Annotated in this window: 10 protein-coding genes; 4 read left to right on the forward strand and 6 right to left on the reverse strand. The window is 37.5% G+C overall.

All coding sequences use genetic code 11. From position 1 onward, the window contains the following. Positions 1-121 precede the first annotated feature (121 nt). Entirely contained in the window at positions 122-1,405 is a 1,284-nt protein-coding gene (locus I6E70_RS19950; RefSeq protein WP_331459196.1) for a PKD domain-containing protein, read from the forward strand. A 67-nt stretch (positions 1,406-1,472) separates the two neighbouring features. Here I6E70_RS19950 and I6E70_RS19955 read toward each other — a convergent pair whose 3' ends face one another. The 6 genes from I6E70_RS19955 to I6E70_RS19980 all read right to left on the reverse strand — a co-directional run bounded on the left by I6E70_RS19955 (position 1,473) and on the right by I6E70_RS19980 (position 8,568). Further along, entirely contained in the window at positions 1,473-2,480 is a 1,008-nt protein-coding gene (locus I6E70_RS19955) for an isocitrate dehydrogenase (protein ID WP_007580684.1), read from the reverse strand. A 206-nt stretch (positions 2,481-2,686) separates the two neighbouring features. Then, positions 2,687-4,375: a hypothetical protein gene (locus I6E70_RS19960; protein ID WP_197189445.1), complete on the reverse strand. Its 1,689-nt coding sequence runs from the start codon at positions 4,373-4,375 to the stop codon at positions 2,687-2,689. Positions 4,376-4,386: 11 nt separating this feature from the next. Further along, on the reverse strand, positions 4,387-4,770 hold the full coding sequence (locus tag I6E70_RS19965; RefSeq protein ID WP_024591078.1) for a DUF3192 domain-containing protein: 384 nt from the start codon (positions 4,768-4,770) through the stop codon (positions 4,387-4,389). Positions 4,771-4,839: 69 nt separating this feature from the next. Then, complete coding sequence (gene xni, locus I6E70_RS19970) at positions 4,840-5,613, reverse strand: flap endonuclease Xni (protein WP_169043981.1); 774 nt, start codon at positions 5,611-5,613, stop codon at positions 4,840-4,842. Positions 5,614-5,623: 10 nt separating this feature from the next. Beyond that, positions 5,624-6,967, reverse strand: coding sequence for a nucleotide 5'-monophosphate nucleosidase PpnN (ppnN, locus tag I6E70_RS19975; RefSeq protein WP_007580678.1), 1,344 nt, complete (start codon positions 6,965-6,967; stop codon positions 5,624-5,626). Positions 6,968-7,032: 65 nt separating this feature from the next. Continuing rightward, positions 7,033-8,568 carry a GGDEF domain-containing protein gene (locus I6E70_RS19980; RefSeq protein ID WP_007580677.1) on the reverse strand — a complete coding sequence of 512 codons (1,536 nt, stop codon included), beginning with the start codon at positions 8,566-8,568 and terminating at the stop codon, positions 7,033-7,035. A gap of 204 nt (positions 8,569-8,772) precedes the next feature. Here I6E70_RS19980 and I6E70_RS19985 point away from each other — a divergent pair, with 204 nt between their 5' ends. The 3 genes from I6E70_RS19985 (at position 8,773) to I6E70_RS19995 (ending at position 15,101) form a co-directional block, all read left to right on the forward strand. Further along, positions 8,773-10,560 (forward strand): M61 family metallopeptidase, encoded by a 1,788-nt coding sequence (locus tag I6E70_RS19985; protein WP_197189446.1) that lies wholly within the window; start codon positions 8,773-8,775, stop codon positions 10,558-10,560. Positions 10,561-10,740: 180 nt separating this feature from the next. Further along, positions 10,741-12,831 carry a bifunctional diguanylate cyclase/phosphodiesterase gene (locus I6E70_RS19990; RefSeq protein WP_197189447.1) on the forward strand — a complete coding sequence of 697 codons (2,091 nt, stop codon included), beginning with the start codon at positions 10,741-10,743 and terminating at the stop codon, positions 12,829-12,831. A gap of 98 nt (positions 12,832-12,929) precedes the next feature. Continuing rightward, positions 12,930-15,101, forward strand: a complete 2,172-nt coding sequence (locus tag I6E70_RS19995) for a S46 family peptidase (protein ID WP_197189448.1) — start codon at positions 12,930-12,932, stop codon at positions 15,099-15,101. Positions 15,102-15,418: the final 317 nt, after the last annotated feature.

A 15,418-nucleotide genomic window follows, 5' to 3' on the forward strand; every position in this document is an offset into this window, starting at 1 on the left:
TTAGCAGCTTCTTTAGCAAACGCTTCGAGTTCTTCTTTATTCATGTTCATCGCCTAATCCTTAAACTCTTGATAGAGTAAATTATGATAGGCAGTTACACAAAATTAGTTACACCCTCAAAATAGGTAGTTACACATATGCATCGCCATCACATTACTATTTACAATTGCGTTCATACACAGGCGTTGATAGTAGTTTGCAAGCAGAGCAGTACTCACCGGGATTATTATTGTGGTATAGCAATGAATCTCAAGCCGATAACAACACGACAGAGCATCCAGGTAGTGGTTTTGCATTAGTGGTAGATGCTGATCAGCGCTCGATAAATAAAGGCAGTACGCAAACTCCGGCTGCTTCAGCAATTCAAATTCGTGATGCTGCTTTTAGTCTATACCCACAGCGAGCTGGGTTAGGTGATGATGATTTATCAGCTATTACAGGGTTTACTGATAAAACCGACTATAGCTTTTCAGCGCAACAGTCATCGGGCGTTGCCCTTCCACAGGTTGGCTTTGGGTTTAATATTATAAGCCAGTCAGCTGATAGTGAAGACATAGAAATAGAGCTTAATTACGATGTTACTAAGGGTATTAATTTTACCAAAACAGGTTTAATCGTTAATTTTAATGTAGAAGGTTTTGCACTCACGCCTGCGGATAAATTCACGTGGAATTTTGACGATGGTAGCTCAAGCACAGAGTTAACGACTACTCATGAATACCAAGACTATGGCACCTATAGCGTTGAGTTTATAGCAAGTAATGATACTTCACAGAAAGTAGCGGTTGCTCAAGTTACATTAGTTGAGCCATTATCTGTAAATAAAATTGAATATGAAATAAACCAAGGAATATTCACAGCTCAAGCTTCGTTTACAGGTGGAGTTGCACCGTATACTTATAATTGGCAGCTAGGGGATGGAAGTACTTTAACGACGCAATCGATCACTTATAATTATTTATACTCTGGTGATTACCAAGTAACGCTTACAGTGACAGATAACGAAGGCACGGAGCAAACTAAAGCGGTTGATGTAACTGCAACTGTTCCGCTTAGCATAGACGCAAACGTTACAGTAAATGATTTAAGCGCTCAATTTAATGCGCAAGTAACCGGCGGCTTTAATAGTTATACTTACAGTTGGGATTTTGGTGATGGCAGTGCAGTATCAAACTTACAAAACCCAAGGCATACTTACCAAACTGACGGGGCATTTAGTGTAACGTTGAATGTTACTGATACTCAAACAAATGACACTTTTGCTAAAGAGTTATCTCTTACAGTACAAAAGCAACAAAGTAGTTCGGGTTCAAGTGGCGGATCATTGGCAGGTTTATTAGGATTACTACTGTTAAGTTTATTTAGGTTTAATACTAACCTGCATAAATACACCAGGTTGGTATAAGCTTAATTAACAAATAAAAAAAAGCCCGCTAAATTAGCGGGCTATTTCAATTAATAACAAATATTAATTATAAACGGTCAATTACTGATTGAGTGAAATCAGTTGTACCGTGGCTGCCGCCTAAATCGCGAGTTGTACGGTCGCCTGATTTAATTACATCAGCAACAGCACTACGAATACGCTCTGCTGTATCGCCCATATCTAAATGCTCAAGCATTTGGATAGACGCTAAAATTACAGATGTTGGGTTAGCTAGGTTTTTGCCAGCAATATCTGGTGCACTACCGTGTACAGCTTCAAAAATTGCAGCGTCTTCGCCAATGTTAGCACCTGGAGCCATACCTAAACCGCCAACTAAACCAGCACAAAGGTCAGATAAAATATCACCAAATAAGTTAGTCGTAACAATTACGTCAAACTCTTCAGGTGTCATTACCAGTTTCATACACGTTGCATCAACAATCATTTCATTTGATTCAATTTGTGGGTAACGCTCAGCTACTTCACGTGCTACTTTTAAAAACAAACCAGATGTTGATTTTAAAATGTTAGCTTTATGAACAGCAGTTACTTTTTTACGACCTTCACGTACCGCTAGCTCATATGCAAAAGTTACGATTTTTTCTGCGCCTTCACGCGTAATTATCGATTTTGCTTCTGCTTCATTACCGTCTTCACTTACTATTTGGCCTGCACCTGAGTACATACCTTGCGTATTTTCACGAATAGTAATGATATCAATATCGTCGTAACGCGCTTTAGTGCCAACAAATGATTTAACAGGGCGTACGTTAGCGTATAAACCAAATTGCTTACGAAGTGTTACGTTAATAGACGTAAAACCTTCACCTACAGGCGTTGTTAATGGGCCTTTAAGAGTGATTTTGTTTCTAGCTATTGTATCAACCGTGTCTTGTGGAAGTAACTCACCTGTTTTTTCAAGTGCAGCTAGGCCAGCATCAACAAATTCATAATCAAAGTCGCAACCTGCGGCTTTTAATATTTCAAGTGCTGAGTCGATAATGCTCGGACCGATGCCGTCGCCTTTGATCACTGTGATGGTTTGTTTGGCCATTGACTTTTCCTTTAAAGAGTTTGATTTGCACATAAATTATTACCCTGAGAGGATAATCGCTTGTTAGATCATTTATGTGAACGTGCTTGAAAATTTAAGGGCGCATTTATATCAACTTATCACCCATTTTGCTAGTTTATACAAGAAATACTGGGTATACACCAAAGTTATAATGGGTATAAAGACGTTAAATAGGTTTCCATAAATTAAATACTATTAAATAACGCGAGAGATTCTAATTTTTGATTAAAATCAGTTAGGCTTTGCCAATTTAGTATTTTCAGCTGTTCGTTTAATGTTTGCAGTTGCCACGCTGTTAGCGCAAGTTCTGGTTTAAAAACACTCTGTGCAACAATTTTAAGTGTGATCCAGAGTTTATGAGAATCAGTTAAGTGTTTTTTAGGTGTTTGCTCTGCTTCTAAAAGTGCCGTTGTCCATGGGTTGTCACTCAATAAATGAGTAAGCTGTTGCGTTAGTTGCTCGTTATTAATTGAATCTACTCCAAAAAATGAGCAAATAGGGGCACTTAATGTTTTATTTGGTGTGTCGTCAATCAGCGTTTTACGAGAAAGCTGTGTACTGCATTGCGTTAATAAAAAATGAGCATAAGCATATAAAGGTAATGTAATGTGTTCAAACTGGTCGTGTTTATTTTTACTGACCAATAAGGCCATTATTTTCACTAAACCATTTAATCTGTTAGTAACGTAGGTTTGCAGAGGGTGTGGGGTAACATTAACTAATTGCTCAAAAACAACTCTTTGAATTATCGCAGGCGCATTATAATAACCGACCATCGATAAACTATGCTTTAAGTCTTTAGCGGCTTGATGCTCCTTATTATAAGGTTTTACTGCCTCACATAAATTAGCAACTACCTGAGGGTGAGCCGCCATTAGCTGGCTTAGCCCTTTATAGCTATATTCGTGCTGTGACTTAATATTACTTATTAGTTCAAGTAAAGACTGTGCTTTATCAACGTCAACCACACTTTTTGACTTAACATGTTCACTGTTAAACACTTTGAAGCTAATGGTTTTATCAGCGCAATGCCATTGTTTTGGGTTGTCGTTAAGGGTTGCTTTAACGCTAAACCAAGCCAATTTATTTGGATTAGCGGTACTAATTAAAATATGTTTTTGCTGCGCATCAGTCGCTAAATAAATCATGGTTTGCTCGGCATAAAAAACGCGGCTTCCCGGTAACAGTGGCCCCAAATGAGCTATAAGTGATTTGATTAGCTGCAGTGCAAACAAATTTGGTGTGCGAATGTACAAGTCAGTAAGTGCTTTAAATAAACTCATGTGTTTATTAGCCGTATTACTAGTAATGTTCATACTAATAATATTTGCTAAAGCAATTAGTGTTATGCCCCCATCGTAAAGCATTATTTTAGGAGCACTTACCAATGCTTGTTTATATTTACTTAACTTAGCTAATAATTGCGTAACGGGTTTGGCAGAATCGCCACTGGATAACATTACTTTAGCAGCTAACTGATGACGCATTTTCCATATGTTTTTATCAGAGTCTTGAAAAGGTGTTTGCTCACAGAGCTTGTTTAATTGCGTTCCAACACATAAATGCTCAATGAGTGAAGCCGCTATGTATAGCTCGCTTAGGGCATTGTTATAGTGTTGAGATTTACAAAGTGCAGCGGTTATTACACTTTGACTAACAACTAAGTTGGTGGCATAAGAATAATTAGGATTATAAAGTGTTAAACGAGCTTGTAATGCGAATGGCTGTTCACTATAGAGCACTCTATATTGCTCAGCTAGCTTACTTGCCATGGGGTATAAGGCTGTCCATTTTTGTTTATTGTTATAATAGCTTAAAAACAGCTGCGTATTATTAAGCAGCTGCTCTAAAGTAGTTGAAACAGCTTCATCCATTAAACCTTCACCTAATTTTGTTCTTGATATTTATTATATGCACTAGGACCCCATAAAAATAGCTGCCCATTTTTAAATAATAACCCAGTACATTCATCCATAGTGGTTATACCGTCAGATGTTTTATGCTGTGTACGGTAAAAAACTATCTGAAATACCTGTTCACCATCTCGTTTGGCATAAGTAAGGTCGGGGCTGCCTAAATAATCAAGCACAGTATTTAGTGTTGTTGGCTGCTCAAGTGATAGTTTTTCGATATAACGTTTATTAAAAGCTTCTCGGTCTTGCCAGATCATAGCCTGAGGATCGTCTTTATAAAAGGTGATCACCAACGCTGCTATCAGTGCATATAGCCCTAAACCTAAGATTAAATATCGGATAAATTTTTTCAATATGGTTTACTCTGACTCCGGTAACTAATAATAGTATACGTTTTGTAATGTTTAGAGGCTATTAACTTGCGACTAATTAAGTCTTAACTGCTTTAAACTAAAGCCTAAATTTATATCGGTGCGTAAACTAACTAGGTGCTTTGAGATTACGTACATATCCATATTAGCGGCTAACTTTGCTTTAATACTCGGGCTTAGAGACTCATCTTCGGCCGCATGCTCAATTGAACTATAGTTATTAACTATTTGCTGCGCAGACTTAGTACCTATTCCTTTTACTCCCGGAATATCATTTGTTTTATCACCAGCCAAAGCCCAAAAATCAACGAGCTTATTTTGCTCAACACCAAATCGCTCTTTTATACTAGTCTCATCTAAATAGAGTTTTTTAAAGTAATCATAAACTGTAATGTAGGGGCCTAAATAGGGTAAAAAGCCTTTATCAGTAGAGACAACAGTATTAGCTATTTGATTATTTGATGCCTTAAATGCAAGCGTTGCAATAATGTCATCGGCTTCATCGTTAATAGGCTCAAATACAACAATACCGGTTTCTTCTATTGCGGTTTTAAAGTGCTCTAAGGCATCTTTTAGCACTTGAGGCATTGGGGCACGGGAGTGTTTGTAGTCTTTATAAAAATGATAACGCCAGCTTTTGTCACCATCAAATACCGCAATCGCATGGGTTGCATTACTTGTATCTAAAAGCTTTTTACACGCGTGAGCTACACGTGCACAGCACGTTTGTATCATTTGCTCATCGCTGTGATGTTTTTGATTAGCGTCAACGGCGTAAATGCGCCTAATTAAATTAAGCGCATCAATAAGAAGTAAATGGGGTTTCAAACTATAAAACTCATGCTTTTATTTTGTAACACGGAATGTATTTGCTGCCAGGGAGTTTCATACGGCCTTGATCAACAAATGCTTGTAATAACGTATCCATATTTTCCATAAGGGCAGGCTCGCCACTTAAAATATATGGACCGTTTTGCTTAATGGCTTTAACGCCTTCGTCTTTTACATTTCCAGCTACAATACCTGAAAAAGCTCTGCGTAAATTAGCCGCTAATAACTGCTTTGGTTGATCAAGATGTAAATCAAGACTTGCCATATTTTCGTGTGTTGGTGCAAAAGGTTGTTGAAAATCGTTATCGATTTTTAACGTCCAATTAAAGTAGTAGGCATCGCCTTCACTTTTACGGTAATCACGAACATTGGCCATAGCCGATCTTAGCTTTTGTCCAACTAACTCAGGATTATCAATAATAACTTCAAACTTATCTAATGCTTCTTTACCAAGCGTCATTTCAACAAATTCACACAGCTCTTTAAAGTACGCTTCACTTTCTTTAGGGCCAGTTAAAATAACAGGCAAACATTGTTTGGTGTTATCTGGATGAAGTAATATGCCTAATAAATATAGCAATTCTTCAGCAGTACCTGCGCCACCAGGAAAAATGATAATAGCGTGAGCTGTTCTTATAAAAGCTTCAAGGCGTTTTTCAATGTCAGGTAAAATAACTAATTCGTTAACAATAGGGTTTGGTGGCTCTGCAGCAATAATGCTTGGCTCTGTTAGGCCTAAGTAACGGTTATTGGTATTGCGCTGTTTTGCATGGCCAATAGTGGCACCTTTCATTGGGCCTTTCATGGCACCAGGGCCACAACCAGTACAAATATTTAATCCACGTAAGCCCAGTTCGTAACCCACTTGTTTTGTGTATTTATATTCAACTTCGTTTATTGAGTGTCCGCCCCAGCAAACAACCATACTTGGCTCGCTATTAACACGCAAAGCACCTGCATTTCTGAGCATATCGAACACCATATGAGTAATGGCTTTTTGCTCTTTTAAATCTTTTTCGTATTTTTGACAAATAAACAAAATATCGCGAATAACAGAAAATATATGCTCGTGAATTCCGGTAATTATTTCGCCATCAACAAATGCGGTTTCGGGTGGGTTTTCAAGCTCAATTTTAATGCCTCGTTCGCGGCTTACTAAACGAATATCAAAATCTTTGTATTTGTCGTATATATCGCTACTTTCGTCGGTATGGCTACCTACATTAAGCACTGCTAGTACGCAGTTTCTAAATAACTTATAACGCTCACTAGCAGAAGATTGCTCTAATAAATCAACTTCTAATTGCGACAGTAAATCTAAAACCCCAGTTGGGTTTAACTGTATTAACATAGACGTTCTCCTTACTGCTAAATCGTAAAAAACTACTTGTCATAAAATTTATAATGGCTATGACATTATTTACTGGTACAAAGTCTATCTCGTCCTGAATTTTTGGCCTCGTAAAGAGCATCATCTGCTCTATCAAATGCCTTTAACAGAGTATCGCCTTTTTTAAACTGAGTTGCACCTACCGAGATTGTGATCTCAATTTGTTTTTCTCTAAATTTAAAAGGTATATTTTTAATTACCTTTCTTACTTTATCCAGAGGTAATGTTGCGTTTTCAAGCGACACACCTGGCATTAACAATACAAATTCTTCACCGCCGTAACGCGCTATAAAATCGGACTTTCTTACCGATTTTTGCAACGCTTTTGATATAACCTGTAAGGTAATGTCACCTGCGGTATGGCCAAATCTATCATTGATAGATTTAAAGTGGTCAACATCAATAACCGCAAGCGTAACATCTGATGGCTGCACATTAAACAAATGCATTTCGTGATTGTAACGTTCATCAAATGCAGCTCGGTTAGGCAGTTTTGTAAGCCCATCAAGTAAACTTTTAAAGCGCTGTTCGTTTAAGCGTTTTTTATACGTTGTTAGCTTATCTTCTAAAGTAACAATTCGTTTGTTTATTTCACTAAAGCTAGTGCTAAGCATTTCTCTATCTTTTCGTTCTAACTTTTCTTTTGCTAGAAAATCTTCGCTTAGTGATTTTAATTCGTTATCTACAAGTTCTTTTAAAGATGAGATTGACGTTGCTTTTTGTGTTTGTTCATTGAGGTTTTTAATTTTTAGTTCAATGCTTTTATTCAACGAATCAAACTCAATACTCATCGATTCTGAGTGTCTACTAGTAGAGACAATAGAATTATGTAGATCTTCGAGGGTTTGATTTAATGAAACTAAAAAGCTTTGTGCAGATTTACGCTCTTTGCTAATGTTTTTTACTACGACTTCAATTATGTTAATCGCAACATCGAGTAATGCATCGATTGTGTCACTTTCCGTAATATTATTTTTTATACTATTAATTTGTAGTGTAGCTTCTTCTTCAAGTATAAGTTCGTTAGCTAGCTCAAGCAGTTTTTTTGCACGAGCTTGTTTTACAGGGCGCTGATTATCGGCTTGAGGGTCTTGCTTAGTTAGCAATGCTTCATGATAAAAGAGAATAAGTTGATCAAGTAACGGAATATAACCATGGGTTGATTGAACGTTATTAATCTCTTGATCGAGTAAATTTCTCAGGGCTCTGCGAGTATCGTCAGGTAAACCTTTAGTTTTTTGTAACTGTTTACCTGCATTTTGTACACTGTTGAATAAATCACGTTGCTGAGCTTGCTGAATCGATTCTTGATTTTTAAGTAATATCAAAGTTTCACTAACAAGGGGAGAGAGGTCTTCAAAGCTCATACCTTTATTGAGTGCACTTCTAAATTTAGCAAGGCGATTATCTAACTCAATATCAAGCCCTTTACAGCTTAGCGAAAGTTTAGCTGCAAAGTCGCACAAAATATCCACTTGATGTTTGCGTGCACTCTCAATAGCCATACGAGCATCAATTGCTTGTTTGAGTTTTTTATCTGTTGGATTAGATCTTTCAGACACCTAAGCGTACCGCCATCAAATTAATTTTATTATCTTCAGTTTACAACAAATTTTTATTATGTGTAGTTATCTAGTAAAAAACTTAGAAATTTTAATAAGCTACTACGTATAAACTCGTATACGGGGCAATTTGTCGTATTTAATTCACTTTTAAATAGGGGCTTGCTAGTCTTGCAGGCAATTAAGTTTCCACTAAGAGTTTCTATGAAAAAGTTATTAGCCCTATCTATTTTAGCTGCATGTTCAGCACCTGTATTTGCCGATGTAAATTATTCTTTAGAAATCACACAACCACAACATCATTTAGGCGATGTAAGTGTTGAGTTTCCAAAAACTGCGCAAGCACATCTTGATATAAAACTTCCTGCGTGGCGCACGGGTCGCTACGAAATGTTAAACCTTGCAAATGGTATTCGTTACTTCAAAGCTAAAGATGAAGATGGCAAAGAGTTAAAATGGGAAAAAATTGATCACAGTACATGGCGTGTACACCTTAATGAGCCAACCGAAGTTAATGTTGACTATCAGGTTTATGCAAATGAGCTTGGTAAGCGCGCTCGCCACATTGACGACAGCCATGCATTTATAGATGCATCAGGCTTTTTTATGTTTAGTGAATCATTTCGCCAAGAGCCAGTAACCGTTAATTTAGAGGTGCCTAAAAAGTGGCGCTCTGTATCGGGTATGGATAATTTAAAAGGCAAAAATTCATTTAAAGCAGCAGATTACGACGTGCTTGTTGATTCACCAATCGAAACGGGTATTAACCAACTACACACATTTGAAGTAGATGGCCGTGAATACGATTTAGTTATATGGGGCGACGGTAACTACGATGTAGAGCAAATGCTTACCGATCTTAAAAAATTAGTTGCTACTGGTAATGTAATTTGGGATGGCTATCCATATGAACGTTATGTATTTATGGTTCATGCTACGTCGGGTGCTGGTGGTGCAACAGAGCATTTAAACTCAACAATTATTCAACGTCCACGCGATAGATTTGGTAGCCGCGAAGATTACCTAGCCTTTATTAGCACCGCTGCGCATGAGTTTGTTCATACGTGGAATGTTAAAGCATACCGCCCTCAAGGTTTAGTGCCGTACGATTACACTAATATGAATTACTCTAAACTGCTTTGGATTGCAGAGGGTTCAACAAGTTATTTTGAAGATCATTTAATGGTTCGCTCTGGTATTGAAACCACAGATGAATTTTTTAAAGTGATGAGTAAAACTATTAATCGTCATTTACAAACACCGGGCCGTGAAGTGCAAAGCGCAAGCGAAACAAGCTTTGATAAATGGATTAACCAAGGTGGCGATCATGCACGTAACTACAGCACTAATATTTATTCAGAAGGTTCATTACTTTCATTAGTTTTAGATATCGACTTGCTAGAAAAAAGCCAAGGTAAAATAAGCTATCGCGACGTACACAAAGCACTTTATAACAATCATAAAATGCCAGCTGGTTTTACAGATATAGATGTACTTAATATCTTAAAAGATTTAACAGGGCGTGATTACTCAAGCTGGTGGCAAGAAAATGTTGAGTCGCCTGCAAGTATTAACTTTGACGACTTACTTACTAAAGTAGGCTTGAAATTTGAACGTCCTGAAAAAGCAAAAGCCCTTGCAAGCATTGATGCTACCGCTAAAAACACAGGCGAGTTACTTACGTTAAGTTACGTTCGCCGTGGTGGCAGTGCGTGGAAAGCAGGTTTAACTACCGATGATAAAATTGTCGCTATAAACAAACATCACGTAGGTAAAGATTTAAAAACCAGCTTAGAAACGTTTAAAAAAGGCGATAAAGTAACCATTGACTATCTTCGTCGCGATGCTCTTGAAAGCTTAACATTAGTATTATCAGAAGATTTTGATAAGCCTAAAAAAGTAGTTGCTGATAAAGAGGCAACGCCTGAGCAAAAAGCACTATTCAAAGCATGGATTGGCGTGGAACATCCAAATGATGTGACAAAAAAATAAATTCAGTTTTTATAGCGTTTAAATATAGTTAACAATTATTAAAAAAGAGCTTCGGCTCTTTTTTTGTTTTGTATAATGGCGTATATAATGCACATGGAAATTTAATATTAAAATTAAATTTAATTATTATTTAGTATTTCTCTATTATTAAATAAAATTATTTATGGATATAGCCTCAAAATGAAATTAGATAACTCGACTTCAAACTTAACCCATCAATTTGTAATTAATGACTATTTGCATCAGTTATTTGATGCGGTAAATGTTATTTCTGTTCAAGGTTATGACAATGAACGTCGTGTTATTTATTGGAATGAAGGCAGTGAGCGACTTTATGGATATACCAAAGAAGAAGCCATAGGACAAAAAATAGAAGACCTTATAATTCCAGAGCCAATGTGTGAATTAGTTATTAACGCACATAGTGATTGGGTAAAAAAAGATATAGAAATTCCAGCATCTGAAATTATCTTACAAGACAAAGATGGAAACAATGTATCGGTTTTTTCCAGCCATGTTATGTTTACAAATCAATATAATACAAAACAAATGTACTGTATTGATATTGATTTATCTGAGGTTAAAAAGGCACAAGCAGATGCGTCATTTAATGAGCATATGCTAAAAACTATTTTTGGAGCAATTCCTGACTTATTTTTCTTGATGGAAAATGATGGAACTATTATTGAGTATCATGCCAGTAATGAGACCGATCTCTACACCAAGCCAAAGCAATTTATTGGTAAAAAAATGGGTGATGTACTCCCTCAAGATGTAGCCAAAAAATTTGAAACCTATATCAGCCTTGTATTAGAAAAAGAGCAGATGATGAGCTTTAAATACGAGCTAGCTTTGCCCCATGGGCTCGTTTTTTTTGAAGCAAGAATAAATAAAATAACAGAACATAACCAGTTAATGGTTATTATTCGAGATATTACAGAACAGCATAAATCAGATGAAATAATTAGACATCAAGCGTATTACGATAGTCTAACTTTACTCCCAAATCGTTTTTTAGCACTTGATCGTTTGTCGCAATTACTTATTGAAGCACAAAGAAATAACGAGAAAGCGGCGGTACTGTTTTTGGATTTAGATGATTTTAAAAAAATAAATGATTCTTTAGGCCATGAAACAGGGGACAAACTTTTAATTGAATCAGCGCAAAGGCTGCAAGAAGCACTGCGAAAAGACGACACGGTAGGGCGCCTAGGTGGAGATGAGTTTATCGTATTACTACGAGGTATAACTGATCACCATGCAGCGCTAAAAATTACTGAAAAACTGGTCAATAACTTTAGAGCCCCTTTTAAAATTGAGGGCCGGGAACACATACTAACAGCGAGTATTGGTGTAGCCATATACCCAGAAAATGGTACAACCGTTGCTGATTTATTACGAAATGCTGACACTGCAATGTATCAAGCAAAATCATATGGTCGTAATACTTATTCATTTTTTACTAAAAAGATGAACGTAATTATTCAGCGCCGACTCGTAATAGAAGAGCAGATGCGTGGCGCCCTTGAGCGTAATGAATTTGAGTTATTCTACCAGCCCCAATTTGACGCCAAAAATAAACACATCATTGGTGCAGAAGCGTTATTACGCTGGCATAACCCTGTGCTAGGTAATGTAACACCCGATGAGTTTATACCTATTGCCGAAAATACAGGATTAATTGTACCTATTGGTAAGTTTGTAATTAGCCAAGCATTACACTTTTTAAACACATGGCAAAGTACCTGTAAACGCCAACAAAAATATACAATGGCTGTTAACTTATCTCCTCGCCAATTTAGAGACGTAGGGTTGCTCAGTTTCATTCAAAACTCATTGAGTGAAGCAAACGTAAACCCCGAAAGTTTAGAGCTTGAAATAACTGAGGGAGTATTGATGAGTTGCCACACTAATGTTGTTGATATACTGACTGAAATTACTGCATTAGGCATTAACTTATCAATGGATGACTTTGGTACAGGTTATTCATCATTAAGTTATTTGAGAGAATACCCTTTTAATGTACTTAAAATAGATAGAAGTTTTATTGATGGTATTGTACTAAACAATGAAGACCGTAATCTCGTAAAGGCAATTATTGCTATGTCGCACAGCTTAGGACTGACAGTGGTAGCCGAAGGTGTAGAAACAAAAGAGCAGCATACTTTATTGAACGAATTGGGTTGTGATTTTATGCAAGGCTTCTATTTTAGTAAACCAATACCAGCAAAACAGTTTCTTGATTTTTCGATGAATTTTGATAAAAAGTAAGATTAAACACTCGATTGTAACAATTCATTGCACGGCTATTGACCTTATTGTCCCATCGCGAGTAACCTGTTATAGAAACAAATAAAAAGGATTCTATAATGCGTTTAAAACCTCTTGTAGCTACATTAGTAGCCACATTTTCTTTATCACTTTCAAGTAGTGCCATAGCCGACGAAGGCATGTGGCAACCACACCAACTTCCAGAGTTAGAATCAATTTTAAAAGCCAAAGGGCTTGAAATTGATGTTGAATCTATTTCTAAATTAACCGAATTCCCAATGAATGCGGTAATTAGCCTAGGTGGCTGTACAGCATCGTTTGTATCGCCTAAGGGTTTAGTTGTGTCAAACCATCACTGTGTTTATGGCTCGGTACAATACAACTCAACACCTGAAAACAATATTTTAGAAAATGGCTTTTTAGCTAAAAGTCCTACAGAAGATTTACCTGCAGCGCCGGGCTCACGCGTATATGTAACAAAAACGGTTACCAACGTAACAGATGAAGTAATTAAAGGTACTAACGAGTTAACAGCAAAAGCACGCTACGACGCACTCGAAAAAAATGAAAAAGCGCTAGTAGCCCAGTGTGAAGCCGACGAAAGCTATCGTTGTAACGTGTATTCGTTTCATGGTGGTTTAGAGTTTTACCTAATTAAGTCACTTGAAATTAAAGACGTACGCTTAACTTATGCACCGGCAATGGGCGTAGGTAAATACGGCGGCGATATAGATAACTGGATGTGGCCGCGCCACACAGGCGACTTTGGTTTTTACCGCGCTTATGTAGGCAAAGATGGAAAACCAGCTGAGTACAGCGAAGACAACGTACCTTACGTACCTGACTCTTACCTAAAAGTAAGTGCCAAAGGCGTGCAAGAAGGCGACTTTGTAATGGTTACAGGCTACCCAGGACGTACTAACCGCTACCGTATAGCAACAGAGGTAGATAACGTATTTAACGACAGCTACCCTAAAGCACGCGTTCATAACTCAAAATACGTGTCGCTTATTGAAGAAAACTCAGAAGACGGCAGTAAAGCGCGTATTGCTTACGAAAGCACCATTGCAGGTTATAACAACTATATTAAAAACTATGGTTCGATGATCGAAAGCTTCAAAAAAGGCACTATGCTTGAGCGCAAAAAACAGTTTGAGCAAGAGTTAACACAATGGATCAATAGCGATAGTGAGCGTAAAGAACAATACGGAAGCGTATTAGGTGAGCTATCTGAGCTAATTGCGCAATCACAAGAGCACAGTGAACGCGACCGAATGTTAGGTTATGTACATCGCTCACAAATGATCAGCACAGCACGACGTTTATACCGCTTAGCTTACGAAAAACAACAGCCAAATAGCGAACGTGAATCTGGTTATCAAGAACGTGACTTACCTCGCATTAAAGCAGGGCTTGAGCGCATGACGCGCCGTTATGATAGCAAAGTAGACAAAGCTATTTTACTGCACTTTTTAGAACTGTATGCAGCACTTCCAAAAGAAGAGCGTTTTAGCGACGTTGATAACGTATTTAAAGTACAAAATGGGTTTGATAAAGCAACCCAAAGCGCGTTACTTGATAGCATGTATGAGCAGTCAAGACTCGATAATGCCACTGTTCGCAATTCATTATTTGAGCAATCGTTTAGCCAGCTAAATCAAAGCCAAGACCCATTTGTGCAGTACGCTAAAGCAATATTTAAAGTAATGAAAGCACAGGAAGATAAATCAAAAGCACTTGCAGGTAAATTACAAGCCGCTCGCCCAGAGTTAATGAGCGCAATAATTGCGTTTAACAAAGCTAAAAACAAACCTGTATACGCCGATGCCAATAGCACATTACGAGTAACCTATGGCACTGTAGGCGGCTACTCACCTCAAGACGGCTTGGTAGCAACACCCTTTACCTCGCTTGAAGGATTACTAGCTAAAAACACCGATGTTGACCCATTTAATGCACCTAAAAAGTTACAAGAGCAAATTAAAGCCAAGCTTTATGGTGATTACACGGGCGGCATGAATACAGTACCCGTTAACTTTTTATCAAATGTAGACACTACCGGTGGTAATTCAGGTTCGCCAACACTTAACGGTAAAGCAGAGCTTGTAGGCTTACTGTTTGACGGTGTTTACGAAAGTATTATTGGTGACTGGGATTACAACCCTGAGCTTAATCGCTCAATCCACGTTGATTCGCGCTACATGCTATGGGTAATGGATAAAGTAGATAATGCACAAAACTTGTTAGAGGAAATGACAATCGTAAAATAAGTAATTAGTGAGATTAGAGAAGGGCGCTTACCGTAAAGGAAGCGCCTTTTTTGTAGGTGTTTGATTCGCTTATTTATGACTGCTAAGTGCCAATTGCAGACATTGGTAACGTATAAATAACAGGCTAAGTAATGGTTGGCTAAATTTTTTTTAGCGAAGCGAAACGTAGCCAATTGTCACGTGTTCTTGTTGATTTTCTTGTATGGATAATAAACCCATAAATTAATTAATACTTTAACCAAGTTCGGGTAATGTGAGGCCCAAGCTTTGGCTGCAACCAAAGCCTTTTATACAGTAGTTCGATTGATTGAAGGCTC

The sequence above is a fragment of the Pseudoalteromonas sp. NGC95 genome, from assembly GCF_015864705.1.
Lineage (GTDB): Bacteria > Pseudomonadota > Gammaproteobacteria > Enterobacterales > Alteromonadaceae > Pseudoalteromonas > Pseudoalteromonas arctica.

Bases quoted from the DNA above. Each gene is read 5' to 3' on its own strand.
- I6E70_RS19990 (WP_197189447.1), top strand. From the start codon at position 10,741: ATGAAATTAGATAACTCGACTTCAAACTTAACCCATCAATTTGTAATT.
- I6E70_RS19960 (WP_197189445.1), bottom strand. From the start codon at position 4,375: ATGGATGAAGCTGTTTCAACTACTTTAGAGCAGCTGCTTAATAATACG.
- I6E70_RS19995 (WP_197189448.1), top strand. From the start codon at position 12,930: ATGCGTTTAAAACCTCTTGTAGCTACATTAGTAGCCACATTTTCTTTA.
- I6E70_RS19955 (WP_007580684.1), bottom strand. From the start codon at position 2,480: ATGGCCAAACAAACCATCACAGTGATCAAAGGCGACGGCATCGGTCCG.
- ppnN (WP_007580678.1), bottom strand. From the start codon at position 6,967: ATGTTAATACAGTTAAACCCAACTGGGGTTTTAGATTTACTGTCGCAA.
- I6E70_RS19985 (WP_197189446.1), top strand. From the start codon at position 8,773: ATGAAAAAGTTATTAGCCCTATCTATTTTAGCTGCATGTTCAGCACCT.